Source organism: Blautia hydrogenotrophica DSM 10507 (assembly GCF_034356035.1).
GTDB classification, from domain to species: domain Bacteria; phylum Bacillota; class Clostridia; order Lachnospirales; family Lachnospiraceae; genus Blautia_A; species Blautia_A hydrogenotrophica.
The window spans coordinates 3,297,342-3,320,944 of the sequence record NZ_CP136423.1; the positions used below are offsets into that span (position 1 = coordinate 3,297,342).

Consider the following 23,603-nt stretch of genomic DNA (forward strand, 5'->3'; position numbering starts at 1 on the left):
TTCAGGCAGTTACACCTGCCTGTCTCCATTTCGCATAAGCCCCGAACACCTTTTTCCCATTCACCGTCCGGTAGGCTCTCATGGTGTAATAATAGTCTTTTCCTTCCTTAATGCCTTTATGGGTATAGGAGGTCGTACTCCCTTTTCCGATCTGGGTCACATAATGCCATTTCCCGTTCTCGGAATTCTTATAGTAAATCCGATAGCCGCTGGCCCCGTTCACCTTGTCCCAGCTCAGTGTGGCCTGGTTCTTCCCTTCCCTGGCCTTCGTGATCTTCGCCTGTCTGGGCAGGGATTTCCCGCTCTTTCCCGCAGAATAAGAGCCAAAGGCTTTCTGCCCGTCCACATTACGATAGCCCCGTACATAATAAGTATAGGTCTTTCCGGTAGTCCGCCCTGTATGCACATAGGAAGTAGCGTCGCCATCTGCAATTTGCGTCACATATTTCCAGGCAGAACCCGGTTCCTGATAATACAGACGATAACCGTCCGCGCTTTCCAAAGCGTCCCAGCTGATTTTCAGCGCGTTGTATCCCCAGCTTTGCACTTTATTGATCTTGGCCCTGGATGCCTCTGTCTTTCCGGTTTTTCCGGCAGAATACGCCCCAAACAGTTTCTCCCCGTCATCCAGGCTATGATAAGCCCGCAGATAATATGTGTACTCTTTCCCGCTTTGCAGTCCCGTATGTACATAGGAAGTATTCTCGCCGCCTGAAAGCTGCGTGATATATTTCCACGGCTCGCCGCTTTCCTCCTGATAATACAGGCGGTAGCCTTCTGCATTATTCACCGGCTCCCAGCTGATCTCCACGGCATTATATCCCAGTCCTTTCACCTGACTGATCTCAGAAGGACAGGGTACACAGTCATGGAAGGTCAGGGTTGCAGCCTGATAATGCTGATCCATCTCCTCTCCCCAAATCTCTTTGCAATAATAGGCATCCGCCACCACATACTGAAAAATCTCCAATTCAGACCCATCATTTGGGATCGGGTTCTCTCCATAAAAGACAATCTTCTTCAATCTGGTGCAATCGTAAAAGGCTCCAGACCTGATATGTTTTACGCTGGCTGGAATGCTGACCTCTTTTAACTTCTTACACCCCTCAAAAGCCCTGCCTCCAATCACTTCCACCCCATTGGGAATTGTAACTTCCGTCAAATCCTCGCACTCCTCAAAAGCATAGAGTCCTATTACTTTGACACTGTCCGGAATCACATACGTTCCTGTTCTTCCCGTAGGGCAGGCAACCAGTTCCGTCTTCTCTTTGTCAAACAGCACTCCATCCAGCGAAGAATAGTACGGGTTTTCCTCCGATACCTCAATCCTTGCCGCACTTCTAAAAGACATATAGCCCCAATACTGTTCCACATCTTTCACCGCAGAAGACAGAACAACCGCCTCTAACTTATTGCAGCCATAAAAAGCTCTTCCTCCAACCGTCACTGTCCCTTCCGGAACTTCATAATCGCCGGCTTTCCCTGCCGGACAGGTAACCAGTCTTCGATCCTGGCTAAACAAAGCCCCGTCCAAGGAATAATAACTTTGGTTTCCTTCTGCCACCTGAATGGAAAGAAGATTATCGCATCTGCTAAATGCTGTATCCCCCACCCTGCTTACCGTAAAAGGAAGCACGATTTCTTCCAGGCTGTCACACCCCTCAAAAGCAGAGTCCTCGATCTCTGTTAGCCCTTCCTGTAAAGTGAGATTCCTAAGATTTTTACAAGACTCGAATGCCCCGTCTCCAATCCGCGTCACACTCTCCGGTATCACAACATTATCCAGCAGATTGCACGAGTAAAAGACGTCATTTCCAATCTCGGTGAGACCTGGCGGCAGTTCAATACTTTCCAGGCTATCGCAGCCCGAAAAAACATCGTTTTTAATCTCAGTGAGACCCGACGGCAGTTCAATACTTTCCAGCCTATTGCATTCCGAAAAAGCGCCGTTTCCAATCTCAGTGAGACCCGACGGCAGTTCAATACTTTCCAGCCTATGACAACTCCCAAAAGCCTCCTCTCCAATTCGTGTCACACTCTCCGGTATACTGATTTCTTTGATGTTCGCGTAGAAAAGCGAATAGTCTCCAATGCTCGTCACTCCAGGTTCAATAATCACCCAATTCACTCGTTCTCTATCCCATGGCCGTGATGTCCATCTGCTGAAATCCTCCATTGGTCCTGTTCCACTCAGGGTCAATGTCCCCTTTTGGGTCAATGTCCATGTCACATTCTCTCCGCAGGTCCCTTCCCCAATAATCTCCGATGTATCTTCTGCTCCCTGTTCCGCTGCTGTGAGGCTCTCTTCCGTAGTCTCTTCTGACTCCGATTCCCCAGAAAGCTCTTCTTTCTGTATATTTTCCTCCGGGTATTCCCTTTCTTCTGTCTCATCCGAATCCTCAGCACTTTCCTGGAAAGCCCCTTCTTCCTCTGTAAAGATTTCCTCTGACCCCGAAATATCATCTTCTTCAGAAGTTTCCTCTTCGCAGGGAGCAGACGTCTCCGCCTCGCTTTTCTCTGTCACTTCCACTGCCGCGCCGACAGGCATCGGTACTGCCAAAGAAACCGTCAACAATCCTGCTAATACTATTTTTCTTTTCTTCATTGCGTCCTCCTTTTCTTAGAACAGCTTAACTCTTTATATAGTTTCATCTCTTACCGCATCTGCTTCCACTCTGCATAAGCTCCGAATACTTTCTCCCCATTCACCGTCCAGTAAACTCTCATGGTATAGTAATTCCAAAATCAACCTGTCACTTCTTGTTTTCATCCTACCAAAATTTCCCTTTTGCGTCTACTTGAAAACATTGTGTTTGCAGGAAAAACGCTCCTTTCCCTTCTCTTTTTTCTACCTGCTCTGCTTGACCTGTAGCAGATTCACACAATAAACGCTGAACACCTCTCCGAATGCTTCACAAAGACAGTTCTGCCAATGATCTATTTTAGTTGCTTCAAGTACATTCTTCAAATCAAATAAAGAAAGCAAGCGACATGTAAGTTTTTCTCCATGCACACCTGCTTTCTACGCATTTCTATATTTCACCTTTCTTTATCTGTTTTTCTTCCTGCCTGTTCTGACTTTCTTGTTAACTTTCTAAGATTCCCATCAGCCAATCATACAAGATTTCCGGCTCCTGCAGTGCTTTTGTAACATGATATTCCTCAATGTAGAGCTCCTGTGAATATCGAATCTTTACACCATACGGCGTCAGATCATCGCACATCTCAAGATATTTCTCATCTACAGTTTCATATTCCTGAAGCAGTTCTGCCAGAAGACCGAGGTCATGAGTCTTTTTATCGTCACATTTTTAGAAATTAAAAGACCTTTTAGCAGCTTTTCAATGGACTGCTGGCAGTGATAACAGATAATTTCCAGCGGCTTCGGATACATATGCTCATTAAAGATGCTTTGCTGTAAGAAAATCCATTTTGGCAAAATTAATCCATTCCTGAAGCAGTTCCTTATCTTTCATATAATAACAAACCCTCCTGTTTCACAATTTTCTCAAGGGTATTTTCTTTTGCTCTCTCATCAAAGGACGATTCGTACCCTACCACAATGTCAACCGGGCGCTTTCGGATTCCACGGAGAGATTTATATGCTTTCTGAGACAGCTCAATCTGATTTCCAGCATCGTGCGGGACTACTATATAAAAATCATAGTCGCTGTCTTCATTATAAGTACCTTTTGCAAAAGAACCGAACAGGTAAATCCGTTTCGGCATTACTGTCAGGCAGATTCTGTCTTTGATTGCATTAATCTCATTGTTAATCACCCTGCTCACATCCTCTCAAACAGACTTGCTTGGATTGTTCCTTTTATACATCCTTAGTATACCACAGATTCTCCTGCTTATCTATCAGAGAGAAACTTTGCTTTTACAGTTTCCAACTGAACACTGACGCCGTCGTACTCCCTACGCACCGCTTTTCTTTCTCACTCCTCCCGTATTCGCTCCACAATCGTCTCCCGACACATTTTCCGGTAGTTGTACAGGGGAACACCAAAAGCGATCAGCAATAAAAGCGGCATAGCCGCCAGGCTGGCAGTCACCGACGGTGTATAGACAAAAAAGAATGTCTGCCCCACTGTCCGCATCAGCACACTTTTCATGAGTACAAGTCCCACGGTATCCGCAATCAGCAAAGACACCAAAAAGTAAAGACTGCCCTCCGTCATGAGCATCCGCCGAATCTGTTTCTTCGTCATTCCGACTGCCTCCAACAAAGACAATTCCTTTTTCCGAGTCAGGATGGAAACCGCCGAGGTATTAAAGAAATTCAGCACGCCGATCACAAAGATTACGCCGCATAAAAGCCCTAAAACCATGATATATTTTCCGGCAAACTGTTCACATTCTTTTTCAATGGACATTCTGGACTGTACATAGAGCTCTGTGCTGGAATTTTCCTCTGTGTAAGCTTTCAGCCATCGATCAAAGGCTCTCTGCGTGCCGTCCCGGACATCTATCCCCGCCGTCATGGCGCCGGAATTTCCACCCAGCTTCAGATACTCCTGAGCCGGAAGATAAAAGGAATAGTCAAAATAAGTGCCTGCAGCAAAGGGATAATCCAGATCGTAGGCCAGCTCTCCCACAGCCAGAACCGTATAGGTTCCCTCCCGTCCTTCACCCAGCTCTACGGTGACGGTATCTCCTGGATGGTAGTAATTTCCCGGAATGTCCCTCTGTCTGTTCACAATCACATAGTTCCCGGACTGAAACTCCTCCCAGGTACAGCCTTCCCCCAAAAATTCCATTTTCTCAAAAGCCCCCTGGCTGACTCCTAGGACATGGGAAATCACCTGTCTGCTTTCCAGGAATTTCTGCTCCCGTTCCATCTGGTATCCGTCGATGATATTTTCCTCTTTTGCCTTTCGCATCAACCGCCCTAGATTCTCATATCCGTTATCGTCCAGATCATGCATGGTTTCTGTCTCATACACACAGGCCACCGATTCTACCTCTTCTCTTTTTTCCAGTTCCTCCAGAAACTGCGGAGTGATCGCATGAAAATCAGAATACTTGGCGTTCATGGAACATCCTGTAACGCAAAAATCGGAGGAAATAAAGCTGTCAATATAGAGGTCAAAGTCAAAGCTCTCCCGGACCACATATGCACAGTTCAGCAGAAAAATAGGCAGAGTCAAAGACAAAATCACCAAGACAGACTTTCTCCACATTCTGCGCATATTTCCCAGCGCCATCCGCACAGGAGTCACCTTTCCGGTCTTCTTGCGCTTTCCTTTCACAGATGGCTCTTCTAATTTCACCGCCTCCACCGGAGAGATTTTCGCCACCATTTTGCAGGGGCGAAGGCTGGCTGTGTACACTGTTCCCAGGGAAAACAGCGCTGCTCCCAGAAAAATCCAGGGATTCGTGCTGATGAGTATCTGCGGCTTTTCACCGCCCAGTTCAGAGGTAAGCAGATAAGGAGTCATGCCCCGCCCCACGAACCAGCCCGTCAGCAGGCCTATGGGAATTCCCACCGCCGCCAGAACCAACGCCTGCCTGCGCACAATCCATCGAAGCTGCCTGCCCGTCGTCCCAGCGTTTTTCAAAAGTCCATAGGACTGGATATCGTTTTTCACAGAGATATAGAACACATTATAGATAATCAGGTATCCGGCCAGAAAAATCACCGCCAGAATCAGAAGCACTGTTCCCACTGGAAACCCGTCTTCCCCGAACAGTTTATCGTAGGCCGGCGGTATATCCATCCGGGCCTGTGTGTCCGAAACCCCATATCTTTGATCTATCTCTTCTTTGTAATGCTCCAAAAACAGCGGGGTGCGAAACCAGAGGCTCAGATTGTAGTCCCCCTCATAATCTCCAAGGGCGATCGCCTTTTCTGTAGCAGTCTTAACATGCTTTAAGCAGTATCGTTCTGACACCCAGATCATCTGCGCCTGAGCCAGAGTGTCCCCTTCCCAGTAGCCACTCAGTGAAAACGTCTGGGTCACCTTTTTGCCCGACAGCATAAATTCCAGAGTGACAGGACTTCCAAGTTGATGAGGCACCCCCAGAAGATCCAAGGTGATCGTGCTCATGGCTGCCTCGTTTTCCTTCTTTGGGAGATTCCCTACAGTGGGCAGACATTGATAGCTTGACGCTCCGTTCCTGTCTGCATACCGTATCTCCGTCCCAGAATCTCTCAGCTTGGCGTTTTCCGCCGTCGACATAAAAACCGTGTATCCCATTCGATCGATTTTTTCATAGTCTCTGATCTGTTCAAACTGCTCCTTCGTCAAATCCTGAATTGCCAGATGACTGGAATCCATACTGGTCCGCATGTCCTGGTTCATGGTGGAGCGCAGCACAGACAGCACGCCTGTAAACGCCGAGGTGAACATCACTGCCGTCATCACAATCGCCAGAACTGCGATCAGGTTTCTCCCCCGGTTCAACTTTAGAAAACGTCTGGTCAGAAGTCTCAGGGTAGGTCTACTATTCACAGAAATCATGGAGACCACTTCCTTTCACCAGTTTTCCATCCTCTATCCGAATAATTCGGTTCGCAAGCTGTGCAATCTCTTCATTGTGGGTAATCATCACCATGGTCTGATGAAACCTTTCACAGGTAACCTTCAAAAGCCCCAGCACATCCTGGCTGGTACGGCTGTCTAGATTCCCCGTGGGTTCATCCGCCAACAAAATCGCTGGCTTCGACGCCAGGGCCCGCGCGATGGCCACCCTCTGCTGCTGTCCGCCGGAAAGCTGGCTTGGCAGGCTCTCAGTCTTTTCCTCTAAGCCCAGGGTTTTGACAATCTCCCGAATATATGCCCCGTCCGCCTTCTTCCCGTCCAGTCCCAACGGCAGCGTGATGTTCTCCATGACATTCAGCATGGGAACCAGGTTATAGCTCTGAAACACAAAACCGATGTTTCGTCTCCGAAAAATCGTAAGCTGTTCGTCCTTCATCTTCGCTAAATTTCTTCCGTCTACAATCACCTCGCCGCTGGTAGGCACATCCAGTCCGCCCATCATATGCAGCAGCGTCGATTTTCCGCTTCCGCTGCTTCCCACCACTGCCAGGAATTCTCCTTTTTCCACACTCAGGTTCACTCCGTCCAAAGCTTTTACCAGGGTTTCACCCTGGCCATACTCTTTTCTCAGGTTCTTTACTTCCAGTATCTTCATGACTCCTCCTTTCACAAGTACCGGCCCTCACCCCGGCCTTGCCCTTTGGATGATTCTAACAAAAGAAAATCTCCAGACAGTTTCTGAAATATTACAGTCTGGAGACATTTCTTCTTATTCAAATCTTCTTTTCAATCCTTCTTGGTCTGCCCGGGCAATCGACGGGCCTTCTCTTCTCCCCGCAGCACCCGCAAAATTCCAAATGCCAGTGCTTCCATCTCATAGGTTCCGGCGATCACATCCACTGGGGCCAAAAATTCCACCCGTTCTCTCAACTTATCTGTGAGCATCTTCGAGTGGGCCATACCCCCAGTCAAAATAATCTTGTCTATCTTCCCACATGTCACCGCACCCAGGGAAACGATATCCTTGGCCGTCTGCAAAATCATTGCATCCAATATCAACGCTGCCTGTTTATCACCCTGGGCGATCTTTTTTTCCACTTCCCGCAGATCGTTCATTCCCAGATAAGCCATCAGACCGCCCTTGCCCTTCAGACGCTTTTGCATCTCCTGTTCTGTATAACGGCCGCTGTAACACAACTTGGTCAAAAGACGAACCGAAAGCCCCCCGGAACGCTCCGGGGAAAATCCTCCTTCGTCATCCCCCACAAGATCTAAAATCCGGCCGCCTTTCAGGAGATTCACCGTAATCCCGCCGCCTAAGTGTGCCACAATATAACAGGTCTCTTCCAGCTTCTTTCCTTCTCTTTTGGCCTCTTCAATGCTGACAGCTCGACTGTTCAGCACATGGGTGAGAAAGGGTTTCTCTATTTCCGGTATCCCAGTGATGGTGTAGAGCTTTTCCGGAATCCCGCAGCCGCAGACAGGGTCATAGACATAGGCTTTCAAAGCGTCCGGACTGTCCGGTGTCCTTCCTAACTTTTCGTTCACCTCTTTGGCAATTTCATATCCGATGATCGGTGACAGATTCGCCGGATGCGGAGTTTCCGAATGGAAGGATGCCTCGACAAAAGCCTGGTCTACCTCATACGCCCCCGGCTCTAGCTGTCCCACATTACCGCCCCGGCAGGCTATGGCCTGCAAATCCTCCGGCCCTAATCCATTCTCTCTCAGATAGCTCAAAACAGCCTCTTTTCGAAATTCCAGCTGTTCATTGATGGAAGAAAAATTCTTCAATTCCTCGGCCCCATGAAGAATCTCACGGGAATTCACCAACTTTTTCTCCTGAAAGCAGGCCGCTTTCGTGGAAGTAGAGCCGGGATTAATCACTAAAATCAGCTTTTTCTTCACCATTTTTCCTCTCCTTTTCACTCCATGCTCTCTACACCCGCTCCCACAAAAGCAGGTTATCCTCAAAACGCACCTTCAGACGGCCGTTGTCCTTCAGCCATGCCAAATAGGAACGCACAGTGCTTCCAATCAGAGCATACTGCTGGAAATTCATCTCCAGCTTATAATCCGCGAAAAGCCTTTGCAGCAGATGCTCAAAGCAGATCGGCTCGCCGCACCTTTCCAGAATGTGCTCTGCGGTCTCATGGGTCTTATCAATGTTATACTGCGCCAACTCTGTGATGTCCTCCGTGACAGGCGCGTGAGCCGGGACAAAGAGCTTCGCCTTCAGCGCCTTCACCATTTCCAATGTGGATAGATACGCCCTCACATCGTAGAGAAATCCAATCTGATACTTGTCCAGTACTTCGCGACTGGAAAGACAGTCCGCCAGATAAACCACATCATCGGCTGTGCGAAATCCTGTCATCTCAAAAAAATGCCCTGGAAGCGGCAGCGCCTCAAGTCCTTCTGGCAGTGCCCCCTTCGTCAGCTCCTTAGCGTCACTTTCCTTTGCCATCAAAAATTTGTGCCGCAGATCTTTCGGCGGATAACCGCCATACAAAAACGCTGGCTCTAGAACCGTATGCCGAGTAAAATCACACTCAATCCCCGGCGTATAGATCTCACACCCCGTCTGCTTCTGCAAGTATTGGTTTCCCCCGATGTGGTCGGCATTGGAATGCGTGTTATAGATCGTCCTCAGACGCCAGCCGTTGGCGTCCAGAATCTGCCGTACCTTACGCCCTGCTTCCTTGTCGTTCCCACTGTCGATCAAACAGACCTCCGTCTCATTTAATTTCACTAGCCCGATCTTCGCAGGGCTTTGAATATAATAATTGTGCTCTGAAATTTGTATCAATTCATACATCGTTCTTTACCTCCCTTTGCTTACCCATACTATTCTCTTGTCTTGCAGTATTGTCCGGCATCAGCAGGAATACCGAAAACGTACTCCCTTGGCCTTCCTTAGAGGATACTTTGAGATATCCTCCCTCTCCTTTCAGAATTTCACGGGTCAGATACAGCCCCAGCCCCACACCTTCCTGTTCCAGCACATCCTTGCTCCGGTAAAAACGCTGAAAAATTTTAGCCTGGTCTTCCTCACAGATTCCTCTTCCGTCGTCTATCACATTAATTCTGCAAAATATTGTGTAGGGAATTACCTCAATCTGAATTTTTCCACCGGAATCTGTATATTTTATCGCGTTATCCACAAGGTTGTACAAAGCTTCCACCGTCCACCTGTAATCAAAATATGCCGTCACAGGAAGATCTTCTCCCTTTGTCTCGATGGAAATCTCCTTTTTCGCTGCTTTGGACTCCCCCATAGCCCGCACTTCCTCGACCAAACTTCCCACACTCCCCAATACCGGGTTGGTCTGAATGATTCCATTTTCCAGCCGTGAGACTTTCACCAGAGAATCCAACAGAAACTTTAGTTTTTCCGCTTGCCTTCCCACCACTGCCGCATACTCCCGCTCTTCCTGACCCTGGCAGAGCTCTTCTAAAAGCTGACTGTATATCAGTATATTTGAGATTGGTGTTGCAGTTTGGTGTGAAATATCTGAGATCAAAGTCTGAATCCTCTCCTTTTGCTCCCTTAAATTTTCTCCCGCCAGACAGCTATCCTCCAGAAACCTGGCCATGGAGTTTTCAATGGAAGACAACATGGTCTCATCAATCCGACCTCCGCCAAAACTGCCGTTCCTGGCTTTCTCCAGCATATCCTCTAGCCGAATCAGCAGCTCTTTGTTTTTTCTTCTCCCGTAGATAAGAATACAGACTGCCAATATGACTGCCAGCACTCCGATTATGATATAAATCATCTCACTCTATCACCCATGTGTACCCAATGCCATAGACCGTCTTGATGAATTTCGGACTGCTGCTGTCCTCTTCAATCTTATCCCTCAACCTTTTCACCGTCACAGTCAATGCATGTTCATCCACATACTCCGTGTCGCCATTCCACACCTCATCAATGAGATAACTGCGTTTTAGTGTAGCTCCCTTGTTTTCAATCAACTTTCTCAAAAGCCTCTGCTCCGTCTTGCTAAATTCCGTCTCCTGACCTCTCACCTGAAAAACCATCCGTTCAAAATCAAACACAAAGGGCCCTTCCTGGTAAATGAACTGCCCCGTGTTTTTTCTCTGGCGAAGCTGAACTGCCACTCTTGCCCGCAGTACCATTAAACTAAAAGGCTTCGTGATGTAATCATTGGCACCCAGTTCCAATCCCATCACAATGTCTGTCTCCATATTGTTAGCTGTAACGATAATAATCGGAATATCCCACCCATTCCGTATCTCGGTGAGAAAATCCATGCCGTCCCCGTCAGGCAGATTCAAATCCAGAAGGACCAGATCAATCTCCTTTTGACTCAGACAAGTTCTCGCTTCCCGGATGGTCCTGCACTGCAAAAAATCACAGCCCTCCTTCTTCAGCGCCAGCCTGATTCCCTCATTTAGTTTTGCGTCATCTTCCAGTATCAATATCGTATTCTTACTGTGTATGTCTGATAAGCCGTTCATTTTTTCACTCCTCACTGTAACAAAGTTGGAAGCCCACCTCAACTGTCCTTTCTCCTCAATCTTTGAGGGGCGCGTCCCACTTTGCGCGCCGCCGCTACACCGCCTTGCGGTACACTACCTTATTGCGGTGTGCCCATCCTTAGCGGAGCGTTTTTGCTATGGGAAAGGGTTTTCACGCATTAGCGTCACAAAATCTTTCCCATTACAGCACAAAGTAGGCAAGCCCATCTCAACTCTCCTTTTCCTTCAATCTTTGAGGGGCGCGTCCCACTTTGCGCGCCGCCGCTACACCGCCTTGCGGTGAAATTCCTCATTGCGGCGTGCGCATCCTTAGCGGAGCGTTTTTGCTATGGGAAAGGGTTTTCACGCATTAGCGTCACAAAATCTTTCCCATTACAGAACAAAGTAGGCAAGCCCACCTCAACTGCCCTTTCTCCTCAATCTTTGAGGGGCGCGTCCCACTTTGCGCGCCGCCGCTACACCGCCTTGCGGTACACTACCTTATTGCGGTGTGCCCATCCTTAGCGGAGCGTTTTTGCTATGGGAAAGGGTTTTCACGCATTAGCGTCACAAAATCTTTCCCATAGCAAAAACGACTGCCGTACAGAAAAATACGGCAGCCTTTCTTTCTAAGCCGGCGTGATTACCACGCGATTGCGTCTGGCCAGCATAATGGCTATATGACACATTTCTGTGACTGCACACGCCTTATCAGCGAATGAAATAATCCACGCCTCTTTGTTCTTCGGAATTGGTCCCAGTGGGAACATATGAGATAATATAGCGTCTCTCTCCCGGTCCGTGATCTCAAAATTCTGGACACTGTTTTCCGCAGCAGCCTTTGGGTGGTAGAACGCCTGATGCTCACCTGTAGGTGTCTTCTCAGTAAAATCATAAGGACAGAAATCATGGAGAAGTCCAGCCCTCGCGGCTACTCTCTCGTCACATCCCAGCGCACGCGCAATCTTCCAAGACAGATAAGACACATTGATGCTATGCATCAGTCGATTTGTCCACTGATGATGCGCATATAAGCTCAAACGCAAAAATTCTTTGTTTGTGAGAATCCTCTCCACCACCTCCCGGTACTCGGACGAAACCTCCTCCGATACCTTAATGTCCATCGGCAATCACCTTCTTTCCCTCTATCATACTTCCATTATGACGCATCTGTGAAAAAACACAATACCTTTTTGAAAATTTAATATTCTCCCTGAGCAGTTAAACAGAGAAAATCCTCTTCCTTGTTTAGCTCAAACTGCAGACACGAATCCTGAGAGAGCAGCGTTCTCAAATCCACATACTGTATCCTCGAATTCCGGTAAGTCGTCCAGTAAAACCTCAGAGATTCCGCACACATCACAGAGGTATAGACCGTATAATCATACGGTGTGACTTCCCTGTCATATTCTGTGAGCACCCCGTTCTCTGTTACTTTTACCATCCCATAGGGAAAAGCCACGCTCTGAAAGAGTCGAAACATATAGGCAACTCCTTCTTTCTCTGTCTTTCCTTTCACAGCGTAATGCTTCAAGCAAGAGAGTCTCACAAACCTAGAAGGAGAAGACCAGTCCCCAGGCAGCCCTAAAGCTCCGCTTCCCGAAAAGCACTGATTCAGGCTGATTCCTCCCAGCTTTCTCTCATCATAGTCCAAATCCCGGATATGCACATAATTCAACAGATTCAGTCGGTGCCAGGGATATCCTGGACTGTTTGTCATCACCCCTCCTGTATCTCTGTACACGTGGACACCATCCTGATCTGGTTCTATGATAATCGTCTCTCCGGTTTGGTCTGAAAAGGTCCAGTGAATCGTGGGAACCGTCCCGAGAAGCGGCTGCCCCACCAGCGTCACCTCCTGAAGTCTTTCAATCACCTCCTGGACGGTAGCACATTTGGTCAGAAAATAAGTCACTGCAAACGGTGGCTGAAGCGGCAGCCTTCCATCCTCCTTCTCCTGTGGAAAACAGGCGAACTCCCGATAGTAGAGTTGCCCTCCCATCAGACCTTTCTCATTGATTCCCTCGTACAGAACAGGTGTGGAGGGAAAAAGCAGCACACCGACTCCCACCGCGGCATAGTCCGTTGTCTGGCGGGTGTCCCGGTCCAGACTGTCCTCCAGCTCTGTCCCGAATGTGTAGAAATCCCTTCCCCTTGGAATATAGGTCACGTTACTGCCGTCAGCGATTCGGTTAAAGTCAAAATTCCTTCCCCAAAGATGTCTTTGATCCTCCGTCTCCCAAGAAAAAGCACTGCACCCTGCCGCCCAGTCTCCTATCGCAGCTTTTTTCTTTACAGTACAGCCTTTTCTTTCCATTTTCAAACTCTCACTCCTCTCAATTTTAGCTAACTATACTTTACACTTCTATAGTATTACAACAACCCAGTCTTCTGATTCCTGTTTTAACTTCTCCGATATTTTATTTTGCTCGCAGCGATACCATAGACAGAACATGGCAACCGTATGCCAATTTTATCGCGAAACCTTCATGCCGCCTGTCGGCGGCACCTCCCAAAAATATAAGCAGCCGCTTTCCCACGGCTGCTTTCTTCCTAGATCAAACCAAACAATCTCATAACTCCCGCCACAACAGAGACGATCACCATCGCGTAAGCGATCTGACGCTGTCCTTTTGAACCTGCTTTCAGGTATACAAAAATTCCCACCACACCGAGAGCACTAATTCCCCAAGCGATCAGTTTTCCGTTCATGTAATTGTTCGGAAGGCTGCTTGAAGTAAGCCACGCAATCACCAAACCCCAGACAGCCAGGAAATAGTACATTCCCTTTTTAACCTTCTCATTTTTCGTCAGCAGCAAAAACAAAATTCCCAGTCCACTAACCACGCTTATCGCTATAAATAATACTAAAATCATACCTAATGCCATATTTCTTTCCTCTCTTTCTTTTGTAAGTTCTCTTTGTTATGTACTTAATTTAACACGGACTTATAAAGAAATTTAAAAGGTAATTCTAAAGAATTCTAAACTTACGGCATTATTTTTGAAGACAATTCAACAGCCTCTAGACCAATCTCTACTTCAAAGGTCATATCCGTCTGTTCCACCTTCATCTCCCCACTATACTCCTCCGCGATCTGCCGTACACTCTCCAGCCCAATCTTATGACTCTCAACCTGTCCCTCACTTCTCACTCTCATCTTATTGCGCTGTCGAATCCAAACTCTATTTTCCTGTGTCTGAATCTGAAGTTTTACTGCGCCCTGCGGGTCCGCATACTTGGCCGCATTGGACGCCAAATTGTCAAAAATGCGACGCAGATCATGAATATCATAGTTCCCGCTGAAATTTTGGCATTGCCCTAAATCCACCTGACAGCAGAATTCATCTTCCAGTGCCTCTTCCCACTCCGCTGCCAGCTGTTCCATCAGCAGAAGCCCATTTTCTATTTTTTCCTTCTTTTTTTCCCGCTTCCCCAGAAGTCGGTCTGTCAGCACCTTCATCTGTTCCGCCTTCGTCCTTACCATGGAGAGGTACCCCTCGACCTCATGGGGCTGCAGCGTCTTTTTCCCCTCCATATACTCCGTGTATGAGAGAATCGAAGTCAGAGGAGTCCGGATATCATGAGACAGGGAACGTATCAGCGTCTCTCTCTCCTCTTTGAGCCTTTGCTCTTTCTGATTGATCTCTCTTTGGGACAGTGAGAGATAATTAATACTCTCTGCCAGCTCCGTCAACTCATCGTTTCCCTTCACGGAAATTTCAAAATCCAGTTCCCTTTGGCGAAGCGCCTCCACTCCCGAGATGATGAACAGCAGATACGAGATTTTCTGCCCAATCAAAAACAGAAAAACCGCCACGAACACCACGGCTGAGGCAGCCATGCACACGCTGCGAATCCATACTGTCAAAATCCTTAGCTGTCTCTGGTCTAGAGCAAACCCTCTCCTTGTCAGATAAGTCTCTGAAATTGCCATGGATGCAAAATACAAAAATACAAAGGCCAGCAGCGCGATGAGTGCCCCAGCCCCCACCAGCTCCAAAATCTCCCAGGACAAGCGCCTTCTCTTCTTTTTCTCCGCTCTCTCCTTAATCGGCATAGTATCCCTTTCCCCATGCGGTTTTGATATACTGAGGGTTCTTCGAGTTATCTCCCAGCTTTTTTCTCAAATTTTTGATGTGCACCATGATCGTGCTGTCTCCCACTGCATCTTCTTCCCAGATGCTCTGATAAATATTTTCAACGGAATAGATTTTCTTTCTGTGGGAGAGAAACAATTCCAATATCCGAAATTCCGTATAAGTCAGCACAATAACCTGGTCCCCCTTTTTGACAGACTGCTCTTCCAGATCTAAAACCAAATCTTTATATCTCAGTTGAGTATCAGAGATCTCCGGTTCCTTTTGCGCTTTCACAGACGTATACTGCTGTGTTCGCCGCAGCAGGGCTCTGACCCGCAAAAGCACTTCCATATTTGAGAAAGGCTTTACAATATAGTCATCCGCCCCCACAGAAAATCCCATGACCTTATCTGATTCGCCGGAATATGCGGTCAGAAAAATAATCGGCGCCAGATATGTCTTCCTCAGCTTCGCCGCTGCGGCAAAACCGGTCATCTGCGGCATATCCACATCTAAGAGATACAGATCTACCTCACTGTCCGCCTGTTCCAGTACCTCCTCCCCATTTTGTGCCTTCAGCACCAGATAACCTTCCCCTTCCAGCAGCAGTCCTAAAATATCACGAATCTCTTTCTCATCGTCTGCCACCAGTATCACATTTTTGCCTTCTCTCATATGTTATTCCTCCTGTGTACTTATCCTTTTGCTGCTGTCTATCATATTTCAAGACCCGCTCGCGGGTCTTCGCGCGGGATTCGGGGCGGCATCCGACGTCATCATTCCTCTCCGAATCCTGTGCATCTTCGCGGAGCGTTTATCTGATGGGGAATTGACACCCGTCACAGATACTAATTTCCTGCCCACCGCCTACAGCGGCGGGTGGCTTCCCCATCTGATAAAGTTAAGTATACAGCAGAGTAACCCAAAACTCTATAGTAACTGTCAGTTTTTCCCATCTCAAAAAGCCTGCGCGATGTTGAAAATCACACAGGCTTGTCATTTTACACAGTTTCAATACCATCCACCGGCTGAAAATTTAATTTCCGCCGACTTCTCTACAATCCCGCCGGCTGATTCAGTTTATCTACAAAATCGGCCATAGCTGCGGCAATTTCCAGCTGCTGGGGACAGACAGCCTCGCAGCTTTGGCAACCGACGCAAGACGAAGGACGTTTCTCCTCAGGAAGCGCATCCACAGCCATGTGCGCAATCAGTCCGTTGACGAATCTCGTCTCATTATACAAAGACAGCAATGTGGGAATGTCCAATCCCTGCGGGCAGTGGGGAACACAGTAACGGCAGGCTGTACATGGCAGAATATCCAGCATACTGTCCTCACCTCTGACAGAGCGTCCCATTCTTTCTCTGAGAGAGGCTTATGCTCACTGTACGTAGCGATATTCTTCCTGATCTGCTCCATATCTGACATACCGGACAGAACCATGGTCACACCCGGCACAGACTGCAGAAAGCGAAAAGCCCAGGCCGGCGTTTCCTCATCCGGGCGCAACGCTTTCAGCTTCGCCTCATTTTCCTGGGACAGCGTTGCCAGCTTTCCGCCTCTTAACGGCTCCATGACCCAAATCGGAATCTTGTACTCATTCAACAACTCCACTTTTGCCTTGGCATCCTGAAGCTTCCAGTCCAGATAATTCAATTGAATCTGACAAAATTCCATTCTGTCCCCATAGGCTTCCAAAAACCGCTTCAAAGTCTCATAACGCCCATGGGCCGAAAAACCCAGATGCCGGATGCGCCCTGCCTGTTTCTGTCTCCACAGATAGTCCATAATTCCATACTTTTCGTCCATATACGGTTCAATGTTTTTCTCGTATACATTGTGGAAAAGATAAAAGTCAAAATAATCCACACCACATTTCTTCAGCTGCTCTTCAAAGATTTCCTCCACCTTGTCCATATTTGCCAGATCGTAGCCTGGAAACTTGTCTGCCAGATAGAAGCTCTCTCTCGGGTACTGACCCAGAATGTTTCCCATCACGACCTCTGACATGCCATCGTGGTATCCATAGGCGGTGTCAAAATAATTTACTCCCTGCGCCCTCGCGTAAGCCACCATCTCAGCCGTCAGTTTCTCGTCCACCGCTCCGTTGGGGTCTCCTCCCACCGTGGGCAGACGCATCGCTCCAAAACCCAGTGCCGACAACTTTAAATCCTGAAACTCCTTAAATTCCATACTTATCCCTCCTGGTTTTTTATTTATGATCTTCCTCTACATAGCAGTATAAAACCTGGAGTTCACTCTAAGTCAAGCTTTTTTTGCAGCCCAAAGGCCCAGCGCCGGATTACGGACAAAATAGATCTCTTCTCCGTCCTCCATCCGATTCCCCCCCTCCTTCAGCCTGCTGACATCATAGCGCCGCACCGCCTCATCATAGTCCACGGCCTGAAAATATACCGACTCTATCTCCTCCTTTGAGATCTCTTTGACCGCATAGGTCACGGTGAATCTTCCATCACTGGAACCATGTATCAGATGGGCTGCCGCACCCATATTTTCTTTGAGCAGTTCTTCTCTCTCAAATAGTTCCAGCACTCGCTTCCGGCCGCAGTAACCATAACGGCGTATGATCTCATCGTTGGTCTTATCTTCACCAAAACAATGCACGCCCGGAGCCAAAATCAGCAGCTCCCCGCCGTCAGCCATGGCCATTCTAGTTCGGTAGACCGCCTTATTTCCCACCCAGGTACTTTGAAACTCTCTGGGGTCCAGATAGACCACGCATTTTTGAATTTCCTTATCTAAAAAACGAATGTTCTTCTCCTGTGACTTAGCGATGGCCTCCTCTAGAACTGCTCTCTCATCTCCGATGTAGAGTCCATGGGTACAGATCTCCTCCCCATCGGCGGTGGTCACAGTCAAAACGAACACCAGCGGAACTTCCTTGAGAAAATGCTTCAGCGCGTAATCAAAAGCCTGACGCACCGGAGAGTGGTCTTTCCCCATAATCTGTTCCAGACCGAGAACTGCGCCCAACATATGGGACTTGTTGATGATTTGCCTTCCTCCCACTCCCACGAAGATATTTTTAGAATGGTTGGCCATGCCGATGACCTCATGGGGAACCACTTGACCCACCGACAAGATCAAATCATAGGAAGGGTCCAACACTTTTCTGTTGACCTCCACAGCTAAGCTCTGCGTCCAAAGTCCCCCTGTGATCTCTTTCAGATATTCCTCAGGTACCTCCCCGATGACAACAGTGTCTTCCCTCCATCGATGGGGAATCATCATGTCGTAGGGAATATCCCCGTACATTTCCCGGAACTGTTCTTCGCTGATATCCTCATGGGTCCCCTGGGCGATCAGAACTTCCACTTGACATCCCTGAGCCCTCAGAAAATGGTAGCAGGCATTGGTGATAAAGCCACCGTTGGAGTGAAGGCGGGTAAAATCCGGAGAGATCATCAGGACTTTGTTCAGCTTTCTGCCTTCCAAGCCCTGCCACAAAGTCCGCCGTATCTGCTCTTTCGTCAGTCCATTTCTACTCTGGGACTCTCTGTAGATATTCATAGCCCTTCCTCCTCACACACTGTAGACACTGGCCGCCGTAGCGTTTCCTTCCCCGGTCCAGTTGGTATGGAAAAACTGACCTCTGGGCGCGTCCAGCCGTTCATAGGTGTGAGCCCCAAAATAGTCCCTCTGGGCCTGCAAAAGATTCGCAGGCAATCTCTCACACCGACAGCCATCGTAGTAAGACAGTGCGGAAGTCATAGCTGGCACAGGCACTCCGTATTCCAGCGCGGCTGCACACACCTTGCGCCATCCTTGCTGTGCTTTTTCCATAGCATCCGTAAAATAAGAATCCAGCAGCAGATTCTCCAGAGCTGGATTTTTATCATAGGCGTTCTTGATCTCCCCTAAAAAGGCGCTGCGGATAATACAGCCGCCCCGCCACATCAACGCAATGTCTCCATAGGCCAGTTTCCAACCATAGGACACAGAAGCATTTCTCATCAGCGCATAGCCCTGAGCGTAGGAGACGATCTTAGAGGCATACAAAGCATCCTCAATCCAATTCAGGAACTCCTCTTTATTCCCCTCAAACTTCCTGTGAACCCCCGGCAGAAGCCTCGATGCTTTCACTCTCTCTTCTTTCATTGCAGATAAACACCGTGAGAAAACCGCCTCCCCGATCAACGTCAGCGCACTCCCTTGATTTAGAGCTGCCTCCACTGTCCACTTTCCGGTTCCCTTCTGCCCCGCGGTATCCAGAATGTGCTCCACCAGTGGTTCGCCGTCCTCATCTCGATAGGCCAGAATATCTCCTGTGATCTCGATCAGATAACTGTTGAGTCTAGACTCATTCCACCGCGCAAAGATCTCGTGCATTTCCTGGCAGGAGAGACCCAATAATGTTTTCATCAGATGATAAGCCTCACAGATCAGTTCCATATCTCCATATTCGATTCCATTGTGGACCATTTTCACGAAATGGCCGGCTCCCCCGTTTCCTACCCACTGGCAGCAGGGAATCCCGTCTTCGGTCTTCGCGGCGATTGCCTGTAAAATCGGTTGTATCTTGGGCCATGCCTCCTTCGAGCCTCCCGGCATCAAAGACGGACCTCTCAGTGCGCCGCTCTCCCCGCCGGACACCCCGCATCCTACATAATACTTTCCCTGGCTCTCCACATACTCTGTTCTTCTCTGTGTATCTGGAAAATGGGAATTTCCGCCGTCAATCAAAATATCCCCTTCTTCCAGCAACGGCAGAAGCTGCTCCACGAGCACGTCCACCGGCTGCCCAGCCTTAACCATCAGGAAAATCTTTCTGGGCTTTTCTAGCTGGCCAACCAATTCTTCCAGGGAATAGGCCCCCTGAATCTGTTTTCCCCGGGCCCGGCCTTGCAGAAAACGCGTCACTTTCTCTGTCGTGCGGTTATAGACACTGACCCGAAAGCCCTTGCTTTCCATGTTCATCACCAGATTTTCCCCCATCACTGCCAGACCAATCACACCGATCTTGGACTTCTCCATTTTTATGCCTCCTCTCCTTCTCAACGTTTGACTCTCGCATTGCCCTCATAGATACTCCACACTTGTTCCTCGCTGACCGGAGACGCATAGTCTTCCAGCAGCGTCGCCGCCATCGCTCCGGTCCCCCAGCCGAATTTCAACCACTGTTCAGGCTCCCACCCCTGACTGATACCATAGAGAAGGCCGCCTACGAAGCCATCTCCGCCGCCGATTCTGTCCAATACAGGAATCTCCCTGGGTTTCTCCACATACCATTGTCCTTCTGCCAGCATAATTGCGCCCCACAGATGCTCATTGGCGCTTACAACCTGCCTGAGTGTTGTCGCGAAAACCTTCACATTCGGATACTCTTTTGCCACGCGGCTAATCATTTCCTGAAAGCTCTCGATCTGACTCACTGCCTCTCCTCCGGTCTTCGGCCCTTCTGCTCCCAACGCCAATTGAAAATCCTCTTCGTTCCCGATCAGGATATCCGCAGCCTGCGCAATTTCGTGAAACACTTTCCGCAGCTGTTCTTCTCTGCCCTTCCAAAAGCTCGCCCTGTAATTTAGATCAAAGGATACCAGAGCATGATTTTTCTTCGCCTCTTCCACCATTTTCAGACAACACTCTCCCACCTGGGGCGACAGCGCTGCCACCAATCCGGACAGATGAAAAATCTGACAACCTTCTTCCTCGAAAATCCGTTTCAGATCGAAATCCTCCGCCCGAAGAGTCAGCCCCACCTCGCCGGCTCGATCATTGTGGACTCTAGGTCCTCTCAGACCATAGCCGCTGTCTGCGATATTAAACTGATGCCGTACTCCCCAGGGGCCCTCCTGAGCCACAGCTTTACCTTCGAACTCAATCCCTCTCCTGCGCAGCTCTCCTTGAATAAAAGCAGAAATCGGACTTTTGCTCACAAACTTCGTCAGAACCTTCACCGGTTTCCCCAGGGAGGCACTTACATTCAGCACATTGCTCTCGGCGCTGGTGCTCTGCATCTGATACAGGCTGCTGGTATGAACCGGCTGCCGAGACAGCGGAGTGATTCGGACTCCCATGCTGGTCACTGTCATGATCGTATATTTTTTCCGTACTGTATCCATTTTCCTTCCTTTCCCGTCTGTGTAGCTGTGCCATCTGCCTGTACAGATTGGATTCTGCCAGACGCCTTTTTTCTCATTCTCAATTTAAATCACTGTAGTACATCCTCAGATAGCGCTGGTAATTTTCCATATAATAAGAAAACATGTACTGGTTCGGCTCAATCTTCTCAGCCGCATCATAGTCCTGGCGAAATTCATTGATATCATCCAATTGACCGCAGGCATACAGAGCCAATGCCACAGCCCCCATAGAGGAAGCGTTTGGGTGATTCGCCACCAGAATTTCCTCCTCGAAGATATCCGCCAGCATCTGAAGCCAGCGCCTGGAATTGCTGATGCCCCCTGACACAATGATCTGCCTCGGTCTTCCATTTTCCCGGCAAAGCACCTCATAGCACTGATAGAGATTATACAGAATCCCCATCTGCAAGGACTGATAGAATTCTCTGATTCCGTGAGAAGCCTTCACCTGATAAAAGCCCGCCCTCCTGGAATCGCACCAACCGGGACACCTCTCGCCAAAGAGAAATGGGAGAAAGACCGGCACGTCCCCTCTTAATTCCTCTACACGTTCTAGTTCCTGAAAAGACACCCTATGCCCATTTTCCAACACAGCCGGACTGCACAGGCAGTCTCGGAACCAATTCACACAGTTGCAGGCTCCAGAAATGGCCGCGCCGGAAATCCACCCCTCAGCCCCGCAGTAGCACCACAGCTCATTCCCTTTGGGGAGAATCGGCGTTTCGGTGGCCATTCGAAGAGCACCGCTGGTCCCTATAGAGATCGTCATAATCCCTGGATGGCTGGCATAATTCCCGATCTGATTCAGTGCGCCATCAGGATGCGCGGGAACCACGGGGGTACCCTGCCGGATTCCCAAAAGTTTCGCCCCGTTCTCACTCAGAGGGCAGACGTTTCGGTAAGTCACCAGCCTTCCTAGCTGTTCCCTTCGAATTCCCAGAAATTCCAGGGTAAACTTATCATACTGATGATTGAAAAGATTCACCACTCCCGTTCCGCTCTGTGTGCTGATGGATTCCCAGAATTTTCCGGTGAGACGGTAGAAATTATAACCGCCCTGCGTGATAAAAACTTTATTGGTCAAATCCATCCCCCTGCTCATCATGTACTGAATCGCATGGCGCGGATAGGTATTGTGAGGCATGCAGCCGGTATTGTGATACAGCTTTTTTCTCAATTCCTCATTCTTTCGCATCTGCTTGCACATGTTTGCCGTTCTTGTGAAATTCCAGGAATACACCGGCGTGATCGGAACCATTTTCGAGTCGCAGGCACAGATTCCATGCCAGGTGCCGCACAGGGCGACTGCCTCCACCCGCTCTCCTTGTGCAATCCCTCTGGCGACGCGCATCGTCGTCTCAAACACGGCCTGAGCATTGGTCTGACCGTCGTGACCGATTCCTGCGGAATAGACCTCCTGGCCAGACCTCACCACACCCTGAACCGTGTCGTACAAAACGGCTTTTGCTGAACTCGTACTGGACTCAATGGCCAACACTAACATAGCTCTCTCCCCCATTTCTCTTTACCGTCTTTGGCTTATCAGTCAGAAAACCAAAGCTTTTTCGCATTTTCCCCCATGATTTTCCTCAGATCTTCCTGAGGAATTTTGCTGTGTCTCACAACCATGTCAATCAGCTCCCTCATGGTCGCATGGTTCAGCATTCCTGGATAGTCGGAAGACCACAACAGCTTTTCGGCCCCCACTGCCTGATACGCCTCCTGGATGATTTTGACGCTGGTGGGAAAAGGATACTCCTCCTGGAAATAGACAGGTACCGTCGAGGTGTCCAGATAGACATTTGAATTTTCCTTAGCCAACCTCAATACCCGCTGAAAGTTCCCGCGGTTTCTACCCCGCTGAAAGCAACTGTCCGCTCCCATATGGCAGATCACATAAGTGATCTGCGAAAACCTGCGCGTCAGTGTTTCTAAATCTTCCACATCCCTATCTGTAAACAGATGCAGGAAAACCGGCTGACGGTACCGATTGCAGCATTCCCAGACCGGCATCAGGTCTGCGTCCGTCATATGCTTGTGGGGCGCGCATTGGAACGTGCTGTCCGTCTCCACCTTAAAGCCAAACAGTTCCGTGTCTTCATAAATACGCTCCAACTCTCTGGCCGCCTCTTCTCCTCTGAGAAGATCTACCAGGGCAATCCCTTTTAGCCTGTCCGGATAAGCTCTCACCGCTTCTAACACATAGTCGTTGTGATAGCCGTAATACGGATTTGGCATCAAAAGCGCCTTGGAAATCCCACACCAATCCATATAGGCGATCAAAGTCTCCGGTGTGCTGGCCGCCTCCGTGAAGGAGGGCGGAAGAAATTGGGTGATCTGATTCCCGATTTTTACTTTTCCATGTCTCATGGAGACCATGGGCGCTCCTTTTGTGATTCCCGCGACTCTCGGATATATGTGCGCGTGAATGTCGATAATCTCCAT

Annotated in this window: 18 protein-coding genes and 2 pseudogenes; all 20 read right to left on the reverse strand. The window is 48.8% G+C overall.

What is annotated here, in order from left to right:
• Position 1: 1 nt before the first annotated feature.
• The 20 genes and pseudogenes from BLHYD_RS15815 to BLHYD_RS15910 all read right to left on the reverse strand — a co-directional run bounded on the left by BLHYD_RS15815 (position 2) and on the right by BLHYD_RS15910 (position 23,603).
• On the reverse strand, positions 2–2,605 hold the full coding sequence (locus tag BLHYD_RS15815) for a leucine-rich repeat protein (protein ID WP_005951695.1): 2,604 nt from the start codon (positions 2,603–2,605) through the stop codon (positions 2–4).
• A gap of 481 nt (positions 2,606–3,086) precedes the next feature.
• A pseudogene (locus BLHYD_RS17560) lies at positions 3,087–3,394 on the reverse strand (HEPN domain-containing protein).
• A gap of 71 nt (positions 3,395–3,465) precedes the next feature.
• Complete coding sequence (locus BLHYD_RS15825; protein ID WP_005951699.1) at positions 3,466–3,780, reverse strand: nucleotidyltransferase domain-containing protein; 315 nt, start codon at positions 3,778–3,780, stop codon at positions 3,466–3,468.
• A 161-nt stretch (positions 3,781–3,941) separates the two neighbouring features.
• Positions 3,942–6,467 (reverse strand): ABC transporter permease, encoded by a 2,526-nt coding sequence (locus tag BLHYD_RS15830; RefSeq protein ID WP_005951700.1) that lies wholly within the window; start codon positions 6,465–6,467, stop codon positions 3,942–3,944.
• Positions 6,451–7,143, reverse strand: a complete 693-nt coding sequence (locus BLHYD_RS15835) for an ABC transporter ATP-binding protein (protein WP_005951702.1) — start codon at positions 7,141–7,143, stop codon at positions 6,451–6,453. The genes BLHYD_RS15830 and BLHYD_RS15835 overlap by 17 nt, the downstream gene beginning before the upstream one ends.
• 131 nt (positions 7,144–7,274) lie before the next feature.
• The gene (gene buk, locus BLHYD_RS15840) at positions 7,275–8,399 is read right to left on the reverse strand and encodes a butyrate kinase (RefSeq protein WP_005951704.1); all 1,125 of its coding nucleotides are present in this window, start codon (positions 8,397–8,399) and stop codon (positions 7,275–7,277) included.
• A 28-nt stretch (positions 8,400–8,427) separates the two neighbouring features.
• Positions 8,428–9,306 carry an MBL fold metallo-hydrolase gene (locus tag BLHYD_RS15845; RefSeq protein ID WP_005951706.1) on the reverse strand — a complete coding sequence of 293 codons (879 nt, stop codon included), beginning with the start codon at positions 9,304–9,306 and terminating at the stop codon, positions 8,428–8,430.
• The gene (locus BLHYD_RS15850; RefSeq protein WP_005951707.1) at positions 9,299–10,264 is read right to left on the reverse strand and encodes a sensor histidine kinase; all 966 of its coding nucleotides are present in this window, start codon (positions 10,262–10,264) and stop codon (positions 9,299–9,301) included. Before BLHYD_RS15850 ends, BLHYD_RS15845 begins: the two co-directional genes overlap by 8 nt.
• A 1-nt stretch (position 10,265) precedes the next feature.
• Positions 10,266–10,970, reverse strand: a complete 705-nt coding sequence (locus tag BLHYD_RS15855) for a response regulator transcription factor (RefSeq protein WP_050769930.1) — start codon at positions 10,968–10,970, stop codon at positions 10,266–10,268.
• 629 nt (positions 10,971–11,599) lie between these two features.
• A complete protein-coding gene (locus tag BLHYD_RS15860; protein ID WP_005951713.1) occupies positions 11,600–12,094 on the reverse strand; it encodes an HD domain-containing protein in 495 nt (164 codons plus the stop codon).
• Positions 12,095–12,171: 77 nt separating this feature from the next.
• Complete coding sequence (locus BLHYD_RS15865; RefSeq protein ID WP_005951715.1) at positions 12,172–13,287, reverse strand: linear amide C-N hydrolase; 1,116 nt, start codon at positions 13,285–13,287, stop codon at positions 12,172–12,174.
• A gap of 236 nt (positions 13,288–13,523) precedes the next feature.
• Positions 13,524–13,859 carry a hypothetical protein gene (locus BLHYD_RS15870; RefSeq protein WP_005951718.1) on the reverse strand — a complete coding sequence of 112 codons (336 nt, stop codon included), beginning with the start codon at positions 13,857–13,859 and terminating at the stop codon, positions 13,524–13,526.
• Positions 13,860–13,960: 101 nt separating this feature from the next.
• On the reverse strand, positions 13,961–15,031 hold the full coding sequence (locus BLHYD_RS15875) for a sensor histidine kinase (RefSeq protein WP_005951720.1): 1,071 nt from the start codon (positions 15,029–15,031) through the stop codon (positions 13,961–13,963).
• Positions 15,021–15,728, reverse strand: a complete 708-nt coding sequence (locus BLHYD_RS15880) for a response regulator transcription factor (RefSeq protein WP_005951722.1) — start codon at positions 15,726–15,728, stop codon at positions 15,021–15,023. Before BLHYD_RS15880 ends, BLHYD_RS15875 begins: the two co-directional genes overlap by 11 nt.
• Positions 15,729–16,108: 380 nt before the next feature.
• Positions 16,109–17,247, reverse strand: a pseudogene (locus tag BLHYD_RS15885) (aldo/keto reductase).
• A gap of 72 nt (positions 17,248–17,319) precedes the next feature.
• Positions 17,320–18,585, reverse strand: coding sequence for a nickel-dependent putative hexonate epimerase (locus BLHYD_RS15890; protein ID WP_005951728.1), 1,266 nt, complete (start codon positions 18,583–18,585; stop codon positions 17,320–17,322).
• A gap of 12 nt (positions 18,586–18,597) precedes the next feature.
• Positions 18,598–20,049: a decarboxylating NADP(+)-dependent phosphogluconate dehydrogenase gene (gnd, locus tag BLHYD_RS15895; protein ID WP_005951730.1), complete on the reverse strand. Its 1,452-nt coding sequence runs from the start codon at positions 20,047–20,049 to the stop codon at positions 18,598–18,600.
• Positions 20,050–20,069: 20 nt separating this feature from the next.
• Positions 20,070–21,137, reverse strand: a complete 1,068-nt coding sequence (locus BLHYD_RS15900) for a sugar kinase (RefSeq protein ID WP_005951732.1) — start codon at positions 21,135–21,137, stop codon at positions 20,070–20,072.
• A 79-nt stretch (positions 21,138–21,216) separates the two neighbouring features.
• A complete protein-coding gene (locus tag BLHYD_RS15905) occupies positions 21,217–22,662 on the reverse strand; it encodes a gluconokinase (protein ID WP_021845866.1) in 1,446 nt (481 codons plus the stop codon).
• Between the two features lie 38 nt (positions 22,663–22,700).
• Positions 22,701–23,603: an amidohydrolase family protein gene (locus BLHYD_RS15910; protein WP_021845865.1), complete on the reverse strand. Its 903-nt coding sequence runs from the start codon at positions 23,601–23,603 to the stop codon at positions 22,701–22,703.